The sequence below is a fragment of the Arsenophonus endosymbiont of Apis mellifera genome (genome assembly GCF_903968575.1).
Taxonomy (GTDB): Bacteria; Pseudomonadota; Gammaproteobacteria; order Enterobacterales; family Enterobacteriaceae; genus Arsenophonus; species Arsenophonus apicola.
Genome location: NZ_CAJCFU010000079.1, coordinates 66,973 through 88,114 on the forward strand (window position 1 = coordinate 66,973; position 21,142 = coordinate 88,114).

Sequence of the window (21,142 nt, forward strand, 5' to 3'; positions counted from 1 at the left end):
TGATAATAAATGTTTTTTATTGCCGCTGGCAATTTTTTGCTAACCGATAACCCGCAGCAATCGCTGCCTGCTCATTTTCGAAAACAATACTATTTTTTGCTGATAAAACCTTGTATCCCTGACAATGAGAAAAGTGATATATTTGACTGATTTGGTTACCTTTAATTACCGAGGTAAGATAATTGTTCGCCATATCGGAAATATTAGGTTTTATTTTATCTACTTTGTTGTCTGTTTCAGCGGTGATCGCTAATAGACCGGCTGCCTGATTTTTATGGCCTGATTTTTATGGCCTAATTGCCAGGTTAATTCACCGGTTACAAACGGGTTATAGTGGCCGGTAATTTTACCAATGCGCTCATTTTACAACTTTTCCCAACCATTAACTGGATATTGTCGATCCCAGGCAATTAATAGCTGTTGTTGTTGCTTTGACATATTGAGATTATATCGGTCATACATATAAAACATAACCCGGGCAACTTGGCCTTTTACTTCATTTCTGGGCTCAAAAATACGGTTTTTAAAGTCCACCCGACTTTGACATTGACCATAAGAAGTTAACACTGAAGATGGGAGTTGACCATAATTAAAGTTACTTCTATCACCATTGACTTCACCAATTGAAGGTGCAATGTTATACAGATCGGCTTCCATGGCGCGAAAAACCGGATCTGTCATTACACAATTCTTTCGCCCGCCATTTTGCCAACATTGGCGTTGATGACCAAATACTCATGCCGGCACAATATGTTCCCACTCTATCCGCTGAGCTCTATTTATCTGTTTTCTGACTTGGTAACCACAGCTAGTTAAATCTACCCTACCACCACTTTTTCCCATCCATTGCCATCGGCATCCGCAATAAAGCGTGCCTTGATTTCCAGCAGCTTGATCAAAGTAAACTTCATTACGGGCAATTTTTTTTGCTTCGTCAAAACTAGTGGGTGTCGCTGATAAATTAAATGGTGCACAAAAAACTACTGTCACGGTAATGATTACCGCTAAAGAATGGATTAAATTCAAAATTAACATCCTGGTTAAAATTAATATATAAATTGAACATTTTAGGCATATAATTTTTTCATTATTAGCGCAACTGCATGAAAAAATTTAATTTTATTTTCTTATTTTATATGATGAATATCTATAAAAAGAATATCTTTTTTTGTATAAAAATATAATTAACACTTTAAAATACATTACACAAAAATAAAATTTAATTTTCATTTAGAAAATAAAATGTATACATTAATAAAACTCTTAAAAGAAGAATTAATTGATGTGACTAAAAAACATGCTCAAGAAAAAGATGCTAAAGTGATTATGACTAAATTTTCAGCAGATGAACTAAATATTAAAATCATAATATCAGGTAAGCAACAATTTGATATTACCTTAAATTCAGTACAAAACTAAACTCGTGGACGCTTACGATATAACCATAACCCAGGAATAGATAAACCAACAGATAAAGCGCCGACTATAAATAAGGTTTTAATAAAATGTGTTACTAATGTCTCAAGTAACTCAGCGTTATAACCCAAATGAGCAATTTTTACTAACGATATCATCGCAATATAAGCACTTATCCCTGGGAACATCGGAATAATCGCCGCAACGGTAAACACTTTTGGATGTGCTAACCACCAGCGTGACCATTGAATACCAATGATACCAATTAAAATTGCAGCGCAAAAACTTGCCCATTCAATACTAAAGCCCATTTCCATTAGTATCATACGAAAACCATAACCTGTAGCGCCAAGTAAAGCACAATATTTTAACGCCCGTACTGGTACATTAAAGACCATGGCAAAACCAGCTGCTGGTATTGCAGCTAATAACATTTTTTCAATTAAGGTTAATAAAAATATTATGCCCAATTTCTTAATCCCCAAACAGCCATCGCCATGGTTATACCAATACAAGTCGCTAATGTCAGCAAACTTGCCATTGCCCAACGCGCTAATCCAGTATTGATATGGCCTTTAAACATATCTGCCACAGAATTAATTAATGGAAATCCAGGAACTAACAGTAACACACTGGCTGCCATAGAAACCGTCGATGCATTAGAAAAATAAGGGATCTTTAATACAAAACCAGATACGGTGGTAGCCACAAAGGCGGTTATACAAAAATTAATCAATGGATTCATATATTGGGCTGTAAGAATTTGTCGAATATACATTGCACAACTACTGGCAATAAAAGTGACCAAGCAACCATCCCAGCCGCCGCCATTTAGCTTACAAAAACAGCCACAAGATAATCCAATCATAAAAACCAGTAACCAACGAGGATAACGTAGTGGTTTTATTTCGGCCAGGCGTTGTTGAACCTTATCGCTATCTAATAATTTATATTCAGCCAATATCACCGTGTGCTGAACCTTAGTCACTACATGCATATTTATGCCATGATCAATATTTTTGCGGGTAGACGTCATACAACGACCGTTAATAACGGTTGTTAATACAATGGCATTAGAAGAAATCGCGCTATCAACTTGATCCATCCCTAAAGCAATACCTAATCGAGTTGATAATTGCTCCACTAACATACTTTCAGCGCCGTGTTGAAAAAGCAACTGAGCACATTGAATACATAAGCGAGTAATTTTTCTTTGCCTTTCAGTTTCAGTTTCAGTATGAAAATTAGATGCAACATATTCCATTTTTTGGCCTATACCTACAAAATTTTATTGATAGTAATTGATAGCGAATCAAGTTGTTGACCATATCAGACAACATGATTAATAACCCTCTCTTTAGATCAAAATTAGTCATACTTTTCCGTCAATAATCTAATTTACAACGACTAATAATTAAGGCGATTTCTTTCATTTAATATGATTAAAATAAAATCATATGATTAACCCAACCTGAAAACAGGAAAATTAACTAAATTTTTGCATTAAAATAATATTAACTACCGAACTATCAATATCGAAATCGGGGCATTAGAAACAATAGCTGAAGCATTCGAACCTAGCAAATGGGTGGCAATATTGGGTCGGCGGGAGCCAACTATTATCAAATCGGCGCCAATTTTTTCTGCTTCTGATAAAACCTTATCTCTAGGTGAGCCCATTTCCACAGAATAAGAAATTTTTTCTTTAGGATAATCAATATGTTTGACTATTTTTTCTAATTGTTTTTCTGAACTTTCAATCGTCTTTTTGGCAAAATTAGCTAATAAATCATAGTGATAACTATAACTCATTGAATAACGGGACATATCAGGGGCAACATGAAAAAAATGCAATTTAGCATCAGATAATTTAGCAATATATAGTGCATGTTTAAGTGCTTTTTTTATTAGTTCCTTTTCTGAAATATCAATTGGAACAAGAATGATTTTATACATATTTACTCCTTAAAACGGTAAGCATTAAATCTTAATTTCCTTACTTATCAATATAAAATACCCTACTAAAGCAATAAATTGATTAAACTAGCCGTTAAAATAATAAATAATTAAACTTTTAATTTTGATTATTAATTTTTATCTCACCACTAATACAGATGTTTTTGCATAACGTACCACACCTGCCGCCGTCGAACCTAAAAGATGAGTTGTTATGTTAGGGCTTCTTGAACCAAGAATGATGATATCAGCGTTAATTTCTTCTGCTCGACTGACAATTTCATCACGCGGTGAGCCAAAAGCAATGGTATAACCCAGGCGATCCGCGGGTAAATCGATGGGTTCAAGTAGATTTTGCATATCATCTTCTGCTTTTAATGTGGCCCGATCCTTTATTTCCATATATCCCAATGCATAAGCATTTATAATCGCCGATGAAATAGGCAATACATGAATAAAATTGAGTTTAGCTCCTGAAACTTTTGCAAACTGTACTGCCTGTCGTATAGCTTTACTTGTTAATTCTTCTTGTGCAATATCAACAGCTACTAAAATAACCTTATACATACACACCTCCATCTAAATGTTTTATTCCAACTTTTAAAGTATAAGATAAAAGTGATAAAATAATTGTGAATATCTTTACGTAGATAAATTAAATATTTTTACCTAAACTGCAATAACTTCCGCACTTATCAGCAATCCTGTTTTTATTCCTTTTCTTCGCCATTTATAGCTGCAAAACAGAAGCGATAAAGAAATATTATAAAAACAAAAATCAAATAGTTAATATTATATTAAATAGATTTTTTAAATTAAAAAATTTGTATAAAGTCTTATATTAAATTCCACAACTGTGTAAAATACGCCATAGTAACTATTGCTTTATTTTTAATTGATTGAGGCAAAAAAATGACAAATGATTGTTCGAGTACTCCTGATACGGAAACCATTGCTACTGAAATTGGTTGCTTGAAAACTTTTATAACCTATATATTAAAAGCACTAAATCAAGCTGATGCGGGAAGAGCTATACTCAGTATGGAAAAAGAAATGCTTACTATGCAGGATCCTAAACAAGCCGAAGTTTTTAAAAGAATAATCGAACAAATCAAAACTGCCTATCGTAGTTAATAAAAAAATCCCACCTCATTTGGTGGGATTAGCTAGGGTGTTATCGATTAAGATAAGTGCCCATACGTAAAGCTTCAATGCGTTTATCGAGAGGGGGATGAGATAAAAACAACTCACTAAAAGACTTAGAACGGCCGTTAATACAAAAAGCCATCATACTGCCAGCTTCCTGCGGTTCATAACTTGTTTTTAGACGCTGTAGCGCAGCAATCATTTTTTCTTTACCCACTAAATGAGCCGAACCAGCATCTGCGCGGAATTCACGATAACGCGAGAACCACATAGTAATAATACTGGCCAAAATACCAAATACAATTTCTAACACCATTGATACTGCAAAGTAAATCATTGGGTTGCCCTGGCTACTTTCGCTGTCATTATTGTTATTTGACAAAAATCCAGACGCCAGCTGAGCGATAATGCGTGAAATAAAAATGACAAAAGTATTTACTACCCCTTGTAATAAAGTCATTGTTACCATATCACCATTAGCAATATGACTGATCTCATGAGCAATAACCGCTTCGGCTTCATGACGATCCATATTTTCTAGTAAACCAGTACTAACAGCAACCAATGACGCATCACGACGAGCTCCAGTAGCAAAAGCATTAATATCGGGGGCCTGATAGATAGCAACTTCTGGCATCTTAACACCCGCCTGATCAGCCTGACGCTTGACGGTATTTAACAACCAATGTTCCGTTTCTGTTGTCGGACTTTCAATCACTTGCCCTCCAACAGAACGCAATGCCATCCATTTTGACATTAATAATGAGATAAATGAGCCACCAAAACCAAAAAGACCAGCCATAATCATTAGCCCGGGAACGCTTTGTCCCTGGATACCAGTCAAACTTAAAATAATCCCAAATACAAACATGACTGCCAAGTTTGTAAGTAAAAACAAGGCGATTCGCATCATAAAAATTGCTTTCCTTTAATTAATTAATAACGATTAACATTAAATTAGTAATATAAATAATGTTTTTTAACTATTTTTCAAGCCCTTTGTTGTGCAGATATGAAAAAATCACGCAACTTTACATTTTTACAAAAAAGCCAGCATAAGCTTGCATTTTTATTGATGGTAAAATAACAACTTGTTGATATAACTTATTGTTTTCAATAAAACTACTATAGTTAAAAACTATACAAAATAACCGCAAGCGGGTCAATTATGGCTTCATTTTTTGCTTATTGAGTTAAAATTATTTGTTTGATTATGCGCAAAAAAACTTACTGCTCAGCAAAAAAATATAATAGTCATATTTTATGCAAGAGTTATTAAATTAATAATAAATTATTAATAAAACACTAAAAAAATTAAACATTCTTATACAATAGACCTGATTATATATAAGAATAAAATAAAAATAGGTAGTTCAAGCAGCAATAAATTATAAACTTAATATCTCTTTAAATAGCCGTATTTTAGCTATAGCACAGATAACATTGTTATCGCTTAAAAAGAGAGGAACTTCCAGGTTAAATTATAAAATAATGAACCTTGAATTGATGTAAAAAATTTTCATTAAATATTAACAAAACTCTATATACAAAAAAACCAGCAAAAGCCGGTTTTTGTTTATAAGTGAATTTTAATTATTGTTTAGCCTGATGCTGTACTTCCAAATCGGCAAGATCTACGGCAATTTTCACCGTTTCATCAAGGTATGGATCAGGCAATTCATAATTTTTAGGTAAATCATCTATCGTTTTTAATGATGCTTTACCTTCTCTAGCAAAACGTTCATTAACACGACGTAATTTAATAGCGTCAACTTCTTTATTTTCCTTTTCTCGCTTAACATAATTAAGCGAAATAATATTTTTATTGGCTTTCATTGCACTATAGCGGGCAATATCTTCCTCAATATATTTAAACTCAGGATTTTTCGCTATACGTTCCTTATGATTAGCAATCAAATTAGCCACATATTGGCTAATATTACCAATAACACTATAGCTAGCAGGTGCAATACTATCCCAAGGTAAGGCATTATCCTCAAAACTTTCACCTGTCTCAGCTGGATCTATACCTGTTGGCATAATAATATCCGGTGTTACACCTTTGCGCTGAGTACTTCCACCATTGATACGATAAAACTTTTGAATAGTGTATTGGACAGAGCCTAGAGCAGGCCAATCTGGGCGTAACATGTGATCATAAACACGACTCAAAGGATGGTATTGTTGAACAGTTCCCTTACCAAAGGATGATTCTCCAACAATTAATGCGCGACCATAATCTTGCATCGCCGCAGCGAAAATTTCTGACGCTGAAGCACTAAAGCGATCAATTAATACTGTAAGTGGGCCCTTATAATAAACAACATCATCATCATCCATATCCTGACGAATTTTGCCGTTGTTATCACGCACCTGAACAATTGGACCACTTGGGATAAATAAACCCGATAATGATACTGCTTCGGTTAAAGCACCACCGCCATTACCTCGTAAATCAATTACAAGTGCCACGACATGACTTTTAGTCATTTTTTGTAACTGTGCTTTAACATCATTGGTTAATCCAACGTAAAAACCGGGAATATCAAGTACACCTACTTTTTTCTTACCAACATTTTTGATCGTGAGTTTCACTGCTCTATCTTCCAGTCGAATATGCTCACGAATTAATGTCACGGTATGTGGCTTGGCACCTTTTGAATCTGAAATTACTTCAAGACGTACCTTACTGCCTTTAGGGCCTTTGATTAGAGCAACAACATCATCCAGTCGCCAGCCAACAACATCTGTCATCGCCTTACCCGTTTGGCCTACACCAATAATCTTATCACCAACCTTTAATAATTTACTTTTTGCTGCCGGGCCACCTGCCACCATGGAGTTGATAATAATATAATCTTCATCTTGCCGAAGTACTGCGCCTATCCCTTCTAATGATAAACTCATCTCTGAGTTGAACTGTTCCGTATTGCGGGGAGAGAGATAGTTAGTATGCGGATCTATTTCTCGTGCAAAAGCATTCATAATCAACTGAAAAACATCTTCACTTTGCGTTTGTGCTAGACGTTTTAGTGCAAAATTATAGCGTTTGGTTAATATTGGCTTAATTTCTTTGTCATTTTTACCTGACAGTTTCAGATTCAACCAATCAAACTTAACCTTCGCGTCCCACAGTCTATTTAGCTCCTCAATGGTTTTAGGCCAAGGCGCTTTACTTCTATCAACTTCAATGACATCGTTACTAGCAAAATCTAGCGGCATATTAAGCCGTGATAAAGCGTATTGAAAACGTTCATAACGCCGCTGTTGTGCTAAATTAAATATCGCATATAGCTCATTCAAATGACCGGTTTCAAGCTGTTGTCCTACTTTGCTTTTTTCACTAGCAAATTTATCAATATCCGATTGTAAAAAAACATTGTGGCTATAATCCAACAGATTTAAATAGCGATCAAAAATCTTGCTAGAAAAGTTTTCATCCAAATCAAATTGACGATAGTGAGAACGCGTAAAGCGTGAAACAACTCTTTCGCTAATAATGGCATGCTGACGTTCCTGGTGAAGCTGAGGAAGCTTCTGAGCTGTTAATAGTGTTGGAGGCGCTACAGTATCTGCGAATGAAGTAGCCAGTGTAGTTATACCAAACACAAAAGCCAGTTTAATATAATTATTCATGCAGTGATTGGCCTCCGTATCAGAACTTTAAATGCTCAGCGCGTACAATCATTGCCAGTCCTGTGGTCAATTGTACCCGAACCCCATCCTTAGCTATCTCAAGCACTGATGCATCTACAATACTTTGGCCAACCATAACCTTTAAAGCTTGACCAACTTTTAATGTAGAAATATCCGTTACCGACTGTAATTTGGTTAGATTGGCCATTTTACTATTATGGGCTTTTTTAGCTTGATTTTTAGAGTAAGAAGAATGTTTATTTTTTTTATTTATTTCCTTAGTCGTTGAGCGCGAGGCCTCATTTCTTTTGCTTGAAGTTGCCGGTAAGGCTTTTTCGTTCTCTGTATTCTGTGCTTTCTGTTGTAATTCCCGTTTTCTTAATTTTTGCTCTGTACGTTGAGCCTGAATACGAGCCTTCGCTTCTATCAGCTGTTGACGGGCGTACTCCACATGTTCTGATTCCAGATCACCACAATCGTTGCCATCTAAATCAACACGTTTAGCACCTTCTTTAACGCCATATAGATAACGCCAACTAGAAGTATACATCCGCAAAGCAGATCGCAATTGAGTTTTACTGATGCCATCCTCTTCGGTCAGTCTCGCCACAATATCCTGAAAGATTCCAATCTTCAGTGGACGAGCCTCACCTTCAGCAATAAAGCAGTGAGGAAAACGCTTAGCCAAAAAAGCAATTATTTCTTTACTACTATTCAACTTAGGTTGATTTTCCATGAAATTTCCTGATTACAACGGTTTTGCCAACCAACGCAGGCATGAACAGGCGATATTATAATAGCGTTGCAGACAATTGCCACGCAAACCAACTGTTAAATTACATTAATTTGTGGATATTTTGCTATAACACACGCTTTCATGTAGTTACAAAGTATTACAACTAAGGCTCTTAGACCATTTTCATCCTCTTCATCAAAACGATTAAAAATAGGACTATCAATATCTAATACCCCAATTAACTGTCCATTGACTGCCAGCGGCAAAACTATCTCTGATCGGCTGAAACTATCGCAAGTAATATGGCCGGCAAAAGAATGAACATCGGCAATACGCTGTACTTTATTTTCCATAAAAGCAGTCCCACAAACACCTTTTCCTTGCGCTATACGCACACATGCAACTTTACCCTGAAAAGGCCCAAGCACAAGCGTATCACGACTTTTCAGATAAAACCCTAGCCAATTAATATTATCTAATTTTGCAAAAAGTAGAGCACTGGTATTGGCAAGTGTGGCAATAAAATCATATTCACCAGCAATTAAGCTAGTTAAATCACATGAAAGATCATGATAAAAGGCTTTTTTTCTCATAACATTCCGTTTGTCAAATTTTACATATACGCGTCTTGCAGATAAAAAATCATCGATATGGTAATTGTTTTTATCTCTTAAGGTTAACAATTCGCTATATTAATCGTGATATTTTTTAACTTATTGTAATTTAATTGCTCGGTCAGATCACACAACAAATGAAAACTAATTCAAATTTTAGCTAATTATTAATTATGAAAAAAGTTTCAATAAAAAAATTATAAACATTTTTAGTAATAACATATAACAAAAAAACCAGCGATAATTATTCGGCCATCCCTTTTATCCTCTTAATCTAAGAGCTAATTCTATTTTACATTAGCAATATTGACCCAAAACAACTTATCTGTAAGTCGGTATCTTTTTTATTTGGTCTAAAGCAAATTTTCAATCAATATAAAAATTATTTAAATTTGTTAATTTTCAATAAATAATAGTAAAAAAAGCCGCTAAGCCACCACCGCAGCAATAATTTTGGAAAAGAGTTCCATCTATACTATTCTAAGAGCTTAAAGTACCTATAGCGATTTATTAACATTTTGAATAATTAGTGGGGATCACTTATGAAAAAGGCAAAACTAAAAATTTCCACCTATGTTATTGATGATGCACTCTTGTCTGACGCAGCTGAAAATACTATCAGTATTCCATGTGAATCAGATACTGAATTTTGTATGCAACTTGATGGCTGGGATGAAAATACGAGTATTCCTGCCACATTAGATAATAAACCTGTTCTTCTCTATCGCCATTACTATGATAAAAAAAAACATCATTGGGTTATGAGAATAGTTTAATCACAGTGGTATTAAAAAAGAGACCGAGCTAATTCCAATACTCGGTCTTGGGAAATGGCTCTAGAGAGCCGTGCGCTAAAATGTGTCATAGAGACGTAACAAAATGCAATTTAATACTAGCTGTCAGTTACAAAATTAGCCAGCAACAAAAACATATTTATTACATTAAATTAACATTAATTGTTTTTATAGAACAAAATATTTGTCTAGCCGAAAATTAAATTTGAATAACCCATACTTTTTATAAAGATCGAAATATACCCGATATGTTTTGTTAAAATTTTAGGTAGCAACCAAAAATTAACAAATTTTTAAAGTTTAGGGATAGCCTTTATTTAAATAATATCGCCGCCAAAACTATTTTGATAGATATTATGAATCAATAAATAATTTTTAATTAGTTTTACAAAGATTTTGCGCGGTTTTAAGTATTGGTGTGATATCTATTTTTTGCTGTGATAAATTTGTGGGTTTCAATAAAATAGCTGAAAGTGGAGATGCAATAATTTCACGTTTTTTCATCTGCTCTACCGCTATATTATTGAGAGGATACTGCATTAATGTACTAGGATTTATAACAAATAATGCGCCATTAGTACGGCACTCAAGCATTACTTCCTCACGTTTAAAAATCCATTTGTCACCAAACTGTTTTTTACTAACAGTTACAATTGGTGGCGCTGAAATGACAGGAAAAGAGACTGTTATTGTTAATAATAATACTAATCTACTAAACTTTACCATATCCATATTTCCTTATAATTTATAATCATGAAATACTATTACTTACAATATCATTCATATTATTGAAAATAATTTATATAGCCGTTTTTTATTTTTAGATTGATCAAAAAAGTTAAAACAAAATGCTAATAGAGAAAATAAACTTCCCACTGGTATTCAAAGTGGGAAGCTATCAATTAAACATGCACAACGTTAGACATGCCTTTCAACTCTTTATCTAATAAAAATAGTGACTTACCATCTTCTCCAACTAGCTCAAACTTATCCAAAATTGATTTGAATAACTTCTCTTCTTCATGCTGTTCAGCAACATACCACTGCAAAAAATTAAATGTCGAATAGTCTTTCATCTCCAATGCAAGATCTACAAGAGCATTAATTTCATGTGTAATATTTTGTTCATGTAGATAAGTTTTTTCAAAAACCTCTTTTATTGAATTAAATTTCCCAGTTGGCGCATCAATTTGACCTAATATCGGCATTTCACCTGTATCACTAAGATAATTGAATAACCGTTGCATATGCCCCATCTCTTCCTGAGAATGGGCTTTTAAAAACATCGCAGCACCCTCAAAACCTTTATAATTACACCATGCGCTCATTTGAAGATAGAAATTAGCTGAAAAAAATTCTAAATTAAGCTGTTTATTTAATTTATTAACCATCTCTTGCTGTAACATTGTTCACAATTCCTATGCTATTAAATAAAAATTCAATTTTATTATCTCCAGTAATATGAATAATAAAGGTGTTGTAATAAAAATAAAATTAAAATTAATCGTTATTTGATCAAAAACCAGGTTAAAACCGCTCATTTTGATCACAAACAGTATTAAAATATTATAGTAATAATAAACAGTTACATATTTATTCAAGACAAACCGTGTCTCGTTGACTAAAATTTATTTAGTAGTCAGATTTGATGAGGTTGGAAATACGAGTATGAGTTATAATCTTGCCGAATTAGCAAAAGAGGAGAGGGAAAAATTAAACCTTGATCTTGCCGCTGCAAGTGTCGCTTTTAAAGAAAGGTATAATATGCCGGTTATCGCGGATAAAGTTGAAGCAGAGCAAGCTCCTTATTTACGAGAACATTTCCGTAAGCGACTTACTCTATTTCGCAAAATTTCGCTTACTCTCAATCGATTACCTTACGACCCGCGAAAGGGATAATATAAACATTACCATAGTGACAACTTTTGCTGTTAATTTATCAATCTTTAATGACTATCTATCTGATAACTAATGGTCTCATTTTGGCAATTAACAATGACCTGGTAGTTAAGATCTTTTCTCGCTCCTCGAACAGTCAAAAGGATTTTATAACCATTTTTAATTGGTGTAATGCTATTGTTATTAATCCACACCACTACCTTTGGGCCAAGTAGTTTTTTATCTTCATCCCAGTATGGCAAGCGAGTTTGAATAAAATCATTTTTCACTTTTGCGCCAATTTGCTGTTGGCTTAAATTATCACAACTGATAAATTTAGCCGTTCTTACCTCATTAATTTCAATTGACTGAGCAGTCATTGAAAAAGATACTAACGTGAACAATATCATAGCAAGCAACATAAAAAGCCTATTCATCACTTTCATATTTACTCCTAAATATTTTTTAAGATTAGTAAGTGTAAGTAGTGGTGTAAAGCCGTATCCTTCACATCAACAATATGCGATCACGTAAAAAAGTTTTTTATTTAAGATCGTTATAAACTTGCTCTTTAGTGGCATGTTTTGCACGTATTTCCTTTGCGACCAAAGCAATTGCTTCTCCACTACTCATTCCTTCAGCCATCAATTGATGAATGCGCTCAGCCGCTTCTTGTTGCTCTTGATGATTTAACGTGGGCATTTTTGAAAACATTTATTTTTACTCATTTTTAATTTAAACATCATTATCAATATAACATTAGCATAGTTTAGCCTATGAAAAACGTTATTTTATGATAGTATATTCGTTAATAACCTTTATCGTTGCCTAATTAAATATGCGCCTGCAAAAAATTCAATTACCTTATTCATTAGATGCGGCTTTAAATTATTTTAATGCTATCGCCAACCAACCATGGGCGATGTTGTTACATTCAGGTAACGCCAACCACCCACATAACCGTTTTGATATTGTGGTCGCTGATCCAATAACCACCTTAGAAACAAGAGACAATATCACGCAAATCAACCGTGAAAATGAAAAAATCAGCTCAGAACTTGATCCTTTTGAGTTATTAAAAGGTGAAATGCAACATTTGAATGTCACTTTCACAGCGAATAGTGACCTTCCTTTCCAAGGCGGTGCTCTAGGTATATGGGGTTACGATTTAGGCCGGCGAATCGAAATATTGCCCGAACAGGCAAAAAAAGAATTAAGCTTTCCCGATATGGCAATCGGTGTTTATCTTTGGGCATTAATCGTTGATCACCATAAAAAAATAGTTACTTTGCTTAGTTATCAAAATGTCGAACAACGCTTAGCTTGGTTAGAAAATCAAACAAAAATACCTGCTAAACAGTTTCAAATGTGTGAAAAATGGCAAAGTAACATGTCCGAACAGCAATATCATTATAAAATTGGCCAAATTCATCAATATTTACGCAATGGTGATTGTTACCAAATTAATTTAGCGCAACGTTTTAAAGCCAAATATCAAGGTAATGAATGGGAGGCCTTTCTTAAACTGAATCAAAATAATCAAGCCCCTTTCTCTGCCTTTATTCGTTTAGAACAACATTGCGTATTGAGTGTATCCCCTGAGCGTTTTCTTTGGCTGCACGACGATTCAATTCAAACTCGTCCAATTAAAGGCACATTACCCAGATTAACGGATGTTAAAGAAGATCAAGAACAGATAAAACGTTTACAATCATCAATCAAAGATCGCGCTGAAAACGTCATGATAGTTGATTTATTGCGTAATGATATTGGTAAAGTCGCAATACCAGGGACAGTCAGTGTACCAGAACTTTTTGTTGTTGAATCTTTTCCAGCTATTCATCATCTAGTCAGCACTGTTATTGCACAATTACCCTCTCACTATCATGCATCTGATCTATTAAGAGCCTGCTTTCCAGGCGGCTCGATTACCGGTGCACCGAAAATACGCTCGATGGAAATTATTGATGAGCTTGAACCTCATCGACGCCATAGCTACTGTGGAGCGATTGGTTATATCAGTTTCTGCGGTACGATGGATACAAATATCAGCATACGTACTTTATTAACTGAAAATCAATACCTTTATTGTTGGGCTGGCGGCGGAATTGTGGCGGATAGTACAGCTGAAAAAGAGTATCAAGAGACTTTCGACAAGCTGAGTCGAATATTACCTGTATTAGAAAATAATCCATGTTAATGAATACATTAGATAATTTTATTAACCGATTTCAATTAATATTACCTGAACCCATTGGCTCCGTCCAATCTATCAATGTAGATCGCGCCAAAAAAAGTGCGGCCGTGCTATTAGCCATTATTTGTAAACCTGAACCCACACTACTATTTACCAAAAGAACGGATAACTTACGCCTTCATGCGAGTCAAATCTCTTTTCCTGGTGGAGCTCGAGAACGCAATGATCATAGCCTAATTGAAACAGCATTACGCGAAACTTACGAAGAAATCAATATCTTGCCAGATCAAGTGCAAATCCTGGGAAAAATGCAACCAATAAAAAGCCACAGTGGCTATTTAGTAACGCCTATTGTTGGATTACTATCAGCAAAGGTCTCTTATTACCGAAATCCAGCGGAAGTAGCCGCTATCTTTGAAGTACCATTGGAACATGCCGTCTCTTTAACTCATCATCATTCCATTATGATTAATAATGCCGGCGATAAAAAGCGTCTGTTTTTTTATCGGTATGAGCAATATCTAATTTGGGGTTTAACTGCAGCTATTCTCAATAAGTTAGCATTACAACTCATTTAAAATCGGCAAAAAATAAAAAGTCTTTTTATTTTACATTTTGTTCACTAGCACTAGTAAATTTCAAAAAAAACGATAAACTGGCACTCCATTACAATACAGTAATATTACAACTATAACATTTAGTATTAAGTGATTATTTTATCGTTTTTATTTTCCAAGGGGTTTTTAGTGATCAGTGTTTTCGATATGTTTAAAGTAGGTATTGGCCCATCCAGTTCTCATACCGTTGGACCAATGAAAGCAGGTAAAGAATTTGTCGATCAATTGATCGAAAAAAATCTACTTTCCTTCGTCACGCGTATCGCTGTTGATATTTATGGCTCCCTTTCATTAACCGGCAAGGGACATCATACTGATATCGCTATTATTATGGGTTTGGCGGGTAATTTGCCAGCAACCGTTGATATCGAATCAATAGCAGATTTTATTGCTAATGTTGAGCAAACTGAACGTTTACCTTTAGCAAATACAAGCCATTATGTTGATTTTCCACGTCAAGGCGGAATAAATTTTCATTATAATAATTTACCATTACACGAAAATGGCATGACCATTACCGCTTTCAATAATGATAACAAAATTTTCAGTAAAACTTATTACTCGATAGGTGGGGGCTTCATTGTTGATGAAGAACATTTTGACCAACAAACCTCTACTAATAAAACAGTAGCTTATTCTTTTAACTCAGCAACTGAATTGTTACTTCATTGTAAAAAAACCGGTTTATCAGTTTCTCATCTTGTGATGAAAAATGAATTAGCGCTGCATACGAAAGAAGAAATTGATCACTATTTTGCTAATATTTGGCATACCATGCAGGCCTGCATTGAACGAGGACTGAATACTGAAGGCATTTTACCCGGCCCTCTTCGCGTTCCCCGCCGCGCTCCGGCATTACATCGTATGTTAACGGTATCTCAAAAACTGTCTAATGATCCAATGGAGATCGTTGATCTGATCAATATGTTAGCATTAGCGGTTAACGAAGAAAATGCAGCCGGTGGTCGTGTGGTAACAGCACCAACTAATGGTGCCTGCGGCATAATTCCAGCTGTCTTAGCTTACTATGATCACTGTATTGAACCTGTTACCCCAGCACTTTATAGCCGTTACTTTTTAGCTTCAGGAGCGATTGGTATTCTTTACAAGATGAATGCCTCTATATCAGGTGCTGAAGTCGGCTGCCAAGGGGAAGTCGGTGTCGCCTGCTCAATGGCCGCTGCTGGGTTAGCTGAATTACTGGGTGGCAATCCTGAACAAGTCTGTATAGCGGCTGAAATTGGTATGGAGCATAATTTGGGGCTCACCTGTGACCCGGTTGCAGGACAAGTTCAAGTTCCTTGCATTGAACGTAACGCAATTGCGTCAGTAAAAGCGATTAATGCGGCAAGAATGGCACTACGTAGAACGAGTGAACCACGCATTTCTTTAGATAAAGTTATCGAGACTATGTACGAAACAGGTAAAGATATGAACGCTAAATACCGTGAAACTTCTCGTGGAGGTTTAGCTATTAAAGTACATTGTGATTGATGCAGGACACATCTTAAAATATATTCCTTTTCATTTAATAACCCTTAATATAAAAAGGGTTATTTTTATTTATCACCCATCTTTATATTCAATTAGTCAAAAAACTTCCCCTGTATTAAAGTACAGTTTATATTCATAGAATTACTAATTAAAATTTATTATTATTTCACACAAGATAATAACAACTATAACAAAATTAAATTGTTTGATGAAATTTATCTTTCTCTAAATATATTGATACGTATTTTAAATTTTCTGATCAGTGGCATATTTTTTCTTATATTTAAATGATAATCTATAAAATGATTAATTAGTTACAATTATGGTTAATACTTTATAACATGAAAAACTATTCATACTAGTGATTATTTGATTGTATTCATCTGTCAACGGAGAGTACACTCTAATAATCATTTTTATTATTTAACCTACTTCTAAGGGGAAAAGTAGTGAGTGTAGCTATTATAATTAGCACTCATGGTGTTGCTGCAAAACAGTTGCTCATGACCGCTGAAATGTTGATTGGCGAACAACAAAATGTCGTTTATATCGATTTTGTTCCAGGTGAAAACGCTGATACATTAATTGAAAAATATAATCAAAAGCTTAATGAGCTCGATGTTTCTCAAGGTGTGTTATTTTTGGTAGATATGTGGGGAGGCAGTCCATTTAACGCCGCTAGTCGCATTATCGAAAGTAAGGATAAAGACAAATATGATATCGTCACCGGTGTTAACGTCCCCATGTTGGTTGCGACGTTACTATCCCGTGATGATGATCCTACTTTTAGTGAATTAGTCACCACTGCTATAGAAACGGGTCGCAGTGAAATTAAAGCGCTAAATAGTCTACAAACTAGCAATAAACCGCAAAATTTACCGACGCCATCCCCCTCATCTCAGGCAGCCAATTCAACCGCACAAGGTCATATGTTCATTGCCCTTGCAAGAATTGATGACCGTTTAATTCATGGTCAGGTGGCTACTCGCTGGACTAAAGAGACAAAAGTTAAGCGTATTATCGTAGTGAGCGATGAGGTTGCAAAAGATCATGTTCGCTCAACTCTATTGAAGCAGGTAGCGCCACCGGGTGTCACAGCGCATGTGATCGATATAGCAAAATGTATTCGTGTCTATAATAATCCTAAGTATGCCGGTGAACGCGTTATGCTGTTATTTACCAATCCAACAGACGTTTTACGTATTGTAGAAGGCGGCGTCGACATAAAGTCTGTCAATATCGGTGGCATGGCCTATCGTGATGGTAAAACACAGGTTAACAATGCTATCTCGATCGATAATGAGGATATTAAGGCTTTTAACCAATTATCTAAACGGGGCATTGAACTCGAAGCACGTAAAGTTTCTAGTGACAACAAACTGGATATGTTAACTCTCATCAAAAAAGCAAAAAGATGAGTTTTCTTTTTTGGTTATACATTCACGACTTAAAAATAGATTCACCAACGTTGTTGGTTACAGGAGATAAACAATGGAGCTTACCGTTGTTCAAATCATACTCGTTTTCCTTGTTGCCTGTATTGCAGGTATGGGTTCTATTCTAGATGAATTCCAATTTCATCGTCCGTTAATTGCTTGTACTCTAATTGGCCTTGTTCTCGGTGATCTAAAAACAGGCATAATTATTGGTGGTACACTGGAAATGATTGCTCTTGGATGGATGAATATCGGGGCAGCTGTGGCTCCTGATGCTGCACTCGCCTCAATTATTTCTACCATTCTTGTTATTGCCGGCGGACAAGATATCGGTACCGGTATTGCTCTGGCGATCCCGCTAGCTGCCGCAGGTCAAGTATTGACTATTATTGTTCGGACACTCACGGTTGCATTCCAACATGCCGCTGATCGCGCCGCGCAATCTGCTAATTTACGTGCATTAACAACAATTCACATCTCTGCCCTGTTACTACAGGCGATGCGTATTGCTATTCCTGCTTTAATTGTTGCTATCTCTGTTGGTACCTCAGAAGTCCAACACCTACTGGATTCTATTCCTGAGGTTGTGACTAAAGGATTGAACATTGCTGGCGGTATGATCGTTGTTGTCGGTTACGCGATGGTGATTAACATGATGCGCGCAGGTTATCTGATGCCATTTTTCTACTTGGGCTTTGTAACTGCGGCATTTACCAATTTCAACCTAGTTGCTTTAGGCGTTATTGGTATCGTAATGGCGATCCTCTATATTCAACTCAGTCCAAAATACAACCAATCACAAGTTGCTAATTCGCAAAATAATGGCAATAGCGACTTAGATAATGAATTAGATTAATTAAGGAATGGAATAATGGCAGATACAACTTCAGCAAACCAGACAAATCAAAAAAAGCTTACTGCTGGTGATATTCGCGGAGTTTTCTTACGTTCCAATCTTTTTCAAGGATCGTGGAACTTTGAACGCATGCAAGCACTTGGTTTTTGCTTTTCCATGATCCCTGTGATCCGTCGTTTATATCCTGAAAATAGTGAAGAACGTAAACAAGCAATTAAACGCCATCTAGAGTTTTTTAATACCCATCCGTATGTTGCAGCACCGGTTTTAGGGGTTACCATGGCAATGGAGGAACAAAGAGCTAATGGTGCAGATATTGATGATGGTGCCATTAATGGTATTAAAGTTGGCTTAATGGGCCCTTTAGCAGGTGTTGGAGATCCTATTTTTTGGGGCACAGTACGTCCGGTTTTTGCGGCATTAGGTGCAGGAATTGCGATGTCAGGTAGTCTACTAGGACCACTACTGTTTTTTATTTTGTTTAATTTAGTTCGTTTAATAACACGTTATTACGGTGTCAGCTATGGCTACAAAAAAGGGCTCGATATTGTTCATGATATGGGAGGTGGCTTCCTACAAAAAATGACCGAAGGCGCCTCAATTCTGGGACTATTTGTGATGGGCGCATTAGTCAATAAATGGACTAATGTTAATATCCCCTTAGTTGTTTCCGAGATAAAAAATCCAGAAACGGGCGAAGTAACGATTACCACCGTACAGACTATATTAAATCAATTGATGCCTGGTCTGGTACCTTTACTATTAACCTTTGGCTGTATGTGGCTATTGAGGCGTAAAGTCAATCCACTATGGATCATTGTTGGTTTCTTTATCCTTGGTATTGTTGGCTACTGGGCAGGATTTCTAGGCTAAGATACTTATAGATCTTAATTGTCAATTGCGGGAGGTTGCAGCCTCCCGTTTTTAATTTTATCTTTACAGCAGAATAATAATCGATCGGAGTGTTTGCTCATGAATATGAACAATAGTGTATTGACTATCTTAATTCTACTAATGCTAACTTATGCTATCTATGAAGAATTTATTGTTAACTTGTTAAATGGAAAAACAAAATTAAAAATAAAGTTAAGGCGTAGAAATAGAATTGATGCCGTTATTTTTATTATACTTATCGCGATTGTTATTTATCATAATATTATTCAGCATGGAAGCCAGCTAACAACCTACTTATTAATGATCACCGTTCTTATCGCTATTTACTTAACATTTATTCGTTATCCTAAGCTTTATTTTAAAAATAAAGGTTTTTATCACAATAATGTTTATATATTGTACGATCAAATTAAAACAATTAATTTATCTAAGGATGGAATATTAATAGTCGGTTTAGCCAAAAGAAAAATTTATATTGCTGTTAAACAGTTTGATGATTTAGATAAAATTTACAACTTTTTGATCAATAATAAATAAATATAAACAATATTGTTAATGGTTTTTATGTAATTAATTAACGATAATTATTATTTTTATTAAAACATTAAATAATATTAATTTTTTAAATTAATTGAAATTTAAATAATTGCCTTTTATTATTTTTATGATATCTTTTTCTATAAGTCATTGGGGAGTAGCCTGTTCTAAATAAAATTGTTGTTTAGAATTTCATGTCAACATACTCGTTATGTTACCGTAACGTGGCATGAATACCTGACAAGGTTGGCAAGACCATAGACATATTTTTACTTAAGGTTGGAAGTAAAAATATGTGTATGGGTAACTATCCAACTGAGACAGTATAATGAATTTATACGCAACCCTAGCTTTATCTCTCGCGTTATCCATGGATGCTTTTGCTGCATCAGTTTGCAAAGGTGCCACCTTATTTAATCCCTCTTTACGTGAAGCAATAAGAACTGGCTTTATCTTTGGCATAATTGAGTCCATAACCCCCATTATTGGCTGGAGTTTAGGGCTATTTGCCAGCCAATATGTTATAAAGTGGAATCATTGGATAGCGTTTGGTTTATTATTTATATTGGGTATGCAGATGATATATCAAAGCTATCATCGTGCAAAAAACAACAACAAACCTCCCCTTATTCACTATCACAATTCTTTTACCCTTATTACTACCGCCCTAGCAACTAGCCTGGATGCAATGGCCATTGGGGTCAGTCTGGCCTTTTTGCAAATTAATATCATCCATACAGCGATGACAATCGGACTAATGACCATGATTATGGCAACACTTGGAATATTATTAGGCCGTTATATTGGCCCATTATTAGGAAAAACAGCCGAAATAATTGGCGGTGTTACGCTAATCATTATCGGATTTAGTATAATTTATCAACATATTTAATTTATTAAATAATTAATTCACTTGTATATTTAATTTTTTTATT

The 21,142-nt window shown here is 35.1% G+C and carries 27 protein-coding genes and 1 riboswitch; of the genes, 12 read left to right on the top strand and 15 right to left on the bottom strand.

Annotation, left to right across the window (positions count from 1 at the left end):
• Positions 1-16: 16 nt before the first annotated feature.
• From H1X92_RS16350 to H1X92_RS16360, 3 genes are all read right to left on the bottom strand, one after another.
• On the bottom strand, positions 17-193 hold the full coding sequence (locus H1X92_RS16350; protein ID WP_180560734.1) for a sunset domain-containing protein: 177 nt from the start codon (positions 191-193) through the stop codon (positions 17-19).
• Positions 194-363: 170 nt separating this feature from the next.
• On the bottom strand, positions 364-681 hold the full coding sequence (locus tag H1X92_RS16355; RefSeq protein WP_304488597.1) for an endonuclease: 318 nt from the start codon (positions 679-681) through the stop codon (positions 364-366).
• Positions 682-735: 54 nt separating this feature from the next.
• The gene (locus H1X92_RS16360) at positions 736-1,026 is read right to left on the bottom strand and encodes an endonuclease (RefSeq protein WP_304488598.1); all 291 of its coding nucleotides are present in this window, start codon (positions 1,024-1,026) and stop codon (positions 736-738) included.
• A 216-nt stretch (positions 1,027-1,242) separates the two neighbouring features.
• Between H1X92_RS16360 and H1X92_RS14075 the strand changes: the two genes are divergently transcribed.
• Positions 1,243-1,419, top strand: coding sequence for a hypothetical protein (locus H1X92_RS14075; protein WP_180560735.1), 177 nt, complete (start codon positions 1,243-1,245; stop codon positions 1,417-1,419).
• On the opposite strand, the gene H1X92_RS14080 is transcribed toward H1X92_RS14075, so the two are convergent.
• The 4 genes from H1X92_RS14080 to H1X92_RS14095 form a co-directional block, all read right to left on the bottom strand.
• A complete protein-coding gene (locus H1X92_RS14080; protein ID WP_180560736.1) occupies positions 1,416-1,886 on the bottom strand; it encodes a threonine/serine exporter in 471 nt (156 codons plus the stop codon). The two genes, H1X92_RS14075 and H1X92_RS14080, sit on opposite strands and share 4 nt — an antisense overlap.
• Complete coding sequence (locus tag H1X92_RS14085; RefSeq protein WP_180560737.1) at positions 1,877-2,680, bottom strand: threonine/serine ThrE exporter family protein; 804 nt, start codon at positions 2,678-2,680, stop codon at positions 1,877-1,879. Before H1X92_RS14085 ends, H1X92_RS14080 begins: the two co-directional genes overlap by 10 nt.
• A gap of 254 nt (positions 2,681-2,934) precedes the next feature.
• Positions 2,935-3,372, bottom strand: coding sequence for a universal stress protein (locus H1X92_RS14090; protein ID WP_180560738.1), 438 nt, complete (start codon positions 3,370-3,372; stop codon positions 2,935-2,937).
• Between the two features lie 138 nt (positions 3,373-3,510).
• Complete coding sequence (locus H1X92_RS14095; protein ID WP_026821621.1) at positions 3,511-3,939, bottom strand: universal stress protein; 429 nt, start codon at positions 3,937-3,939, stop codon at positions 3,511-3,513.
• Between the two features lie 345 nt (positions 3,940-4,284).
• Here H1X92_RS14095 and H1X92_RS14100 point away from each other — a divergent pair, with 345 nt between their 5' ends.
• Positions 4,285-4,506 carry a DUF2594 family protein gene (locus H1X92_RS14100; RefSeq protein WP_180560739.1) on the top strand — a complete coding sequence of 74 codons (222 nt, stop codon included), beginning with the start codon at positions 4,285-4,287 and terminating at the stop codon, positions 4,504-4,506.
• Positions 4,507-4,546: 40 nt separating this feature from the next.
• On the opposite strand, the gene htpX is transcribed toward H1X92_RS14100, so the two are convergent.
• The 4 genes from htpX to H1X92_RS14120 all read right to left on the bottom strand — a co-directional run bounded on the left by htpX (position 4,547) and on the right by H1X92_RS14120 (position 9,483).
• Positions 4,547-5,431 (bottom strand): protease HtpX, encoded by an 885-nt coding sequence (htpX, locus tag H1X92_RS14105; RefSeq protein WP_180560740.1) that lies wholly within the window; start codon positions 5,429-5,431, stop codon positions 4,547-4,549.
• 680 nt (positions 5,432-6,111) lie between these two features.
• Complete coding sequence (gene prc / locus H1X92_RS14110) at positions 6,112-8,154, bottom strand: carboxy terminal-processing peptidase (RefSeq protein WP_180560741.1); 2,043 nt, start codon at positions 8,152-8,154, stop codon at positions 6,112-6,114.
• A 19-nt stretch (positions 8,155-8,173) separates the two neighbouring features.
• Positions 8,174-8,890 carry an RNA chaperone ProQ gene (gene proQ / locus H1X92_RS14115; protein ID WP_180560742.1) on the bottom strand — a complete coding sequence of 239 codons (717 nt, stop codon included), beginning with the start codon at positions 8,888-8,890 and terminating at the stop codon, positions 8,174-8,176.
• Positions 8,891-8,985: 95 nt separating this feature from the next.
• The gene (locus H1X92_RS14120; protein WP_180560743.1) at positions 8,986-9,483 is read right to left on the bottom strand and encodes a GAF domain-containing protein; all 498 of its coding nucleotides are present in this window, start codon (positions 9,481-9,483) and stop codon (positions 8,986-8,988) included.
• 563 nt (positions 9,484-10,046) lie between these two features.
• Here H1X92_RS14120 and H1X92_RS14125 point away from each other — a divergent pair.
• Entirely contained in the window at positions 10,047-10,280 is a 234-nt protein-coding gene (locus H1X92_RS14125) for a DUF1480 family protein (protein WP_180560744.1), read from the top strand.
• Between the two features lie 393 nt (positions 10,281-10,673).
• Here H1X92_RS14125 and H1X92_RS14130 read toward each other — a convergent pair whose 3' ends face one another.
• Both H1X92_RS14130 and ftnA read right to left on the bottom strand, forming a co-directional pair.
• On the bottom strand, positions 10,674-11,024 hold the full coding sequence (locus H1X92_RS14130; RefSeq protein ID WP_225505480.1) for a YebY family protein: 351 nt from the start codon (positions 11,022-11,024) through the stop codon (positions 10,674-10,676).
• Positions 11,025-11,200: 176 nt separating this feature from the next.
• On the bottom strand, positions 11,201-11,704 hold the full coding sequence (gene ftnA / locus H1X92_RS14135; RefSeq protein WP_180560746.1) for a non-heme ferritin: 504 nt from the start codon (positions 11,702-11,704) through the stop codon (positions 11,201-11,203).
• A gap of 262 nt (positions 11,705-11,966) precedes the next feature.
• Here ftnA and H1X92_RS14140 point away from each other — a divergent pair, with 262 nt between their 5' ends.
• Positions 11,967-12,197, top strand: coding sequence for a DNA polymerase III subunit theta (locus H1X92_RS14140; protein ID WP_180560747.1), 231 nt, complete (start codon positions 11,967-11,969; stop codon positions 12,195-12,197).
• A gap of 47 nt (positions 12,198-12,244) precedes the next feature.
• Here the strand turns inward: H1X92_RS14140 and yebF are convergent, their stop codons facing one another.
• The gene (yebF, locus tag H1X92_RS14145; protein ID WP_180560748.1) at positions 12,245-12,622 is read right to left on the bottom strand and encodes a protein YebF; all 378 of its coding nucleotides are present in this window, start codon (positions 12,620-12,622) and stop codon (positions 12,245-12,247) included.
• 97 nt (positions 12,623-12,719) lie between these two features.
• Complete coding sequence (locus H1X92_RS14150; RefSeq protein ID WP_180560749.1) at positions 12,720-12,890, bottom strand: YoaH family protein; 171 nt, start codon at positions 12,888-12,890, stop codon at positions 12,720-12,722.
• Between the two features lie 124 nt (positions 12,891-13,014).
• Between H1X92_RS14150 and pabB the strand changes: the two genes are divergently transcribed.
• From pabB to mntP, 8 genes are all read left to right on the top strand, one after another.
• Complete coding sequence (gene pabB, locus H1X92_RS14155; protein ID WP_180560750.1) at positions 13,015-14,376, top strand: aminodeoxychorismate synthase component 1; 1,362 nt, start codon at positions 13,015-13,017, stop codon at positions 14,374-14,376.
• Positions 14,376-14,951, top strand: coding sequence for a CoA pyrophosphatase (locus tag H1X92_RS14160; protein WP_180560996.1), 576 nt, complete (start codon positions 14,376-14,378; stop codon positions 14,949-14,951). The genes pabB and H1X92_RS14160 overlap by 1 nt, the downstream gene beginning before the upstream one ends.
• 168 nt (positions 14,952-15,119) lie before the next feature.
• The gene (locus tag H1X92_RS14165; protein ID WP_180560751.1) at positions 15,120-16,484 is read left to right on the top strand and encodes an L-serine ammonia-lyase; all 1,365 of its coding nucleotides are present in this window, start codon (positions 15,120-15,122) and stop codon (positions 16,482-16,484) included.
• 503 nt (positions 16,485-16,987) lie between these two features.
• The gene (gene manX, locus H1X92_RS14170; protein WP_370520707.1) at positions 16,988-17,902 is read left to right on the top strand and encodes a PTS mannose transporter subunit IIAB; all 915 of its coding nucleotides are present in this window, start codon (positions 16,988-16,990) and stop codon (positions 17,900-17,902) included.
• Positions 17,903-17,975: 73 nt separating this feature from the next.
• Positions 17,976-18,776 carry a PTS mannose/fructose/sorbose transporter subunit IIC gene (locus tag H1X92_RS14175; protein ID WP_180560753.1) on the top strand — a complete coding sequence of 267 codons (801 nt, stop codon included), beginning with the start codon at positions 17,976-17,978 and terminating at the stop codon, positions 18,774-18,776.
• A gap of 15 nt (positions 18,777-18,791) precedes the next feature.
• A complete protein-coding gene (locus tag H1X92_RS14180) occupies positions 18,792-19,649 on the top strand; it encodes a PTS mannose transporter subunit IID (protein ID WP_180560754.1) in 858 nt (285 codons plus the stop codon).
• A 99-nt stretch (positions 19,650-19,748) separates the two neighbouring features.
• Complete coding sequence (locus H1X92_RS14185; RefSeq protein WP_180560755.1) at positions 19,749-20,207, top strand: DUF986 family protein; 459 nt, start codon at positions 19,749-19,751, stop codon at positions 20,205-20,207.
• Positions 20,208-20,347: 140 nt separating this feature from the next.
• Positions 20,348-20,488: riboswitch (yybP-ykoY riboswitch) on the top strand.
• Between the two features lie 47 nt (positions 20,489-20,535).
• On the top strand, positions 20,536-21,099 hold the full coding sequence (gene mntP, locus H1X92_RS14190; protein WP_180560756.1) for a manganese efflux pump MntP: 564 nt from the start codon (positions 20,536-20,538) through the stop codon (positions 21,097-21,099).
• The last annotated feature ends 43 nt before the right edge of the window (positions 21,100-21,142 follow it).

Excerpts from the sequence above, each read along its gene's own strand:
- H1X92_RS16350 (WP_180560734.1), bottom strand. The coding sequence starts at position 193 with ATGGCGAACAATTATCTTACCTCGGTAATTAAAGGTAACCAAATCAGT.
- H1X92_RS16355 (WP_304488597.1), bottom strand. The coding sequence starts at position 681 with ATGACAGATCCGGTTTTTCGCGCCATGGAAGCCGATCTGTATAACATT.
- H1X92_RS14075 (WP_180560735.1), top strand. The coding sequence starts at position 1,243 with ATGTATACATTAATAAAACTCTTAAAAGAAGAATTAATTGATGTGACT.
- H1X92_RS14085 (WP_180560737.1), bottom strand. The coding sequence starts at position 2,680 with ATGGAATATGTTGCATCTAATTTTCATACTGAAACTGAAACTGAAAGG.
- H1X92_RS14090 (WP_180560738.1), bottom strand. The coding sequence starts at position 3,372 with ATGTATAAAATCATTCTTGTTCCAATTGATATTTCAGAAAAGGAACTA.
- H1X92_RS14095 (WP_026821621.1), bottom strand. The coding sequence starts at position 3,939 with ATGTATAAGGTTATTTTAGTAGCTGTTGATATTGCACAAGAAGAATTA.
- H1X92_RS14100 (WP_180560739.1), top strand. The coding sequence starts at position 4,285 with ATGACAAATGATTGTTCGAGTACTCCTGATACGGAAACCATTGCTACT.
- htpX (WP_180560740.1), bottom strand. The coding sequence starts at position 5,431 with ATGATGCGAATCGCCTTGTTTTTACTTACAAACTTGGCAGTCATGTTT.
- prc (WP_180560741.1), bottom strand. The coding sequence starts at position 8,154 with ATGAATAATTATATTAAACTGGCTTTTGTGTTTGGTATAACTACACTG.
- proQ (WP_180560742.1), bottom strand. The coding sequence starts at position 8,890 with ATGGAAAATCAACCTAAGTTGAATAGTAGTAAAGAAATAATTGCTTTT.
- H1X92_RS14120 (WP_180560743.1), bottom strand. The coding sequence starts at position 9,483 with ATGAGAAAAAAAGCCTTTTATCATGATCTTTCATGTGATTTAACTAGC.
- H1X92_RS14125 (WP_180560744.1), top strand. The coding sequence starts at position 10,047 with ATGAAAAAGGCAAAACTAAAAATTTCCACCTATGTTATTGATGATGCA.
- H1X92_RS14130 (WP_225505480.1), bottom strand. The coding sequence starts at position 11,024 with ATGGTAAAGTTTAGTAGATTAGTATTATTATTAACAATAACAGTCTCT.
- ftnA (WP_180560746.1), bottom strand. The coding sequence starts at position 11,704 with ATGTTACAGCAAGAGATGGTTAATAAATTAAATAAACAGCTTAATTTA.
- H1X92_RS14140 (WP_180560747.1), top strand. The coding sequence starts at position 11,967 with ATGAGTTATAATCTTGCCGAATTAGCAAAAGAGGAGAGGGAAAAATTA.
- yebF (WP_180560748.1), bottom strand. The coding sequence starts at position 12,622 with ATGAAAGTGATGAATAGGCTTTTTATGTTGCTTGCTATGATATTGTTC.
- H1X92_RS14150 (WP_180560749.1), bottom strand. The coding sequence starts at position 12,890 with ATGTTTTCAAAAATGCCCACGTTAAATCATCAAGAGCAACAAGAAGCG.
- pabB (WP_180560750.1), top strand. The coding sequence starts at position 13,015 with ATGCGCCTGCAAAAAATTCAATTACCTTATTCATTAGATGCGGCTTTA.
- H1X92_RS14160 (WP_180560996.1), top strand. The coding sequence starts at position 14,376 with ATGAATACATTAGATAATTTTATTAACCGATTTCAATTAATATTACCT.
- manX (WP_370520707.1), top strand. The coding sequence starts at position 16,988 with ATGACCGCTGAAATGTTGATTGGCGAACAACAAAATGTCGTTTATATC.
- H1X92_RS14175 (WP_180560753.1), top strand. The coding sequence starts at position 17,976 with ATGGAGCTTACCGTTGTTCAAATCATACTCGTTTTCCTTGTTGCCTGT.
- H1X92_RS14180 (WP_180560754.1), top strand. The coding sequence starts at position 18,792 with ATGGCAGATACAACTTCAGCAAACCAGACAAATCAAAAAAAGCTTACT.
- H1X92_RS14185 (WP_180560755.1), top strand. The coding sequence starts at position 19,749 with ATGAATATGAACAATAGTGTATTGACTATCTTAATTCTACTAATGCTA.
- mntP (WP_180560756.1), top strand. The coding sequence starts at position 20,536 with ATGAATTTATACGCAACCCTAGCTTTATCTCTCGCGTTATCCATGGAT.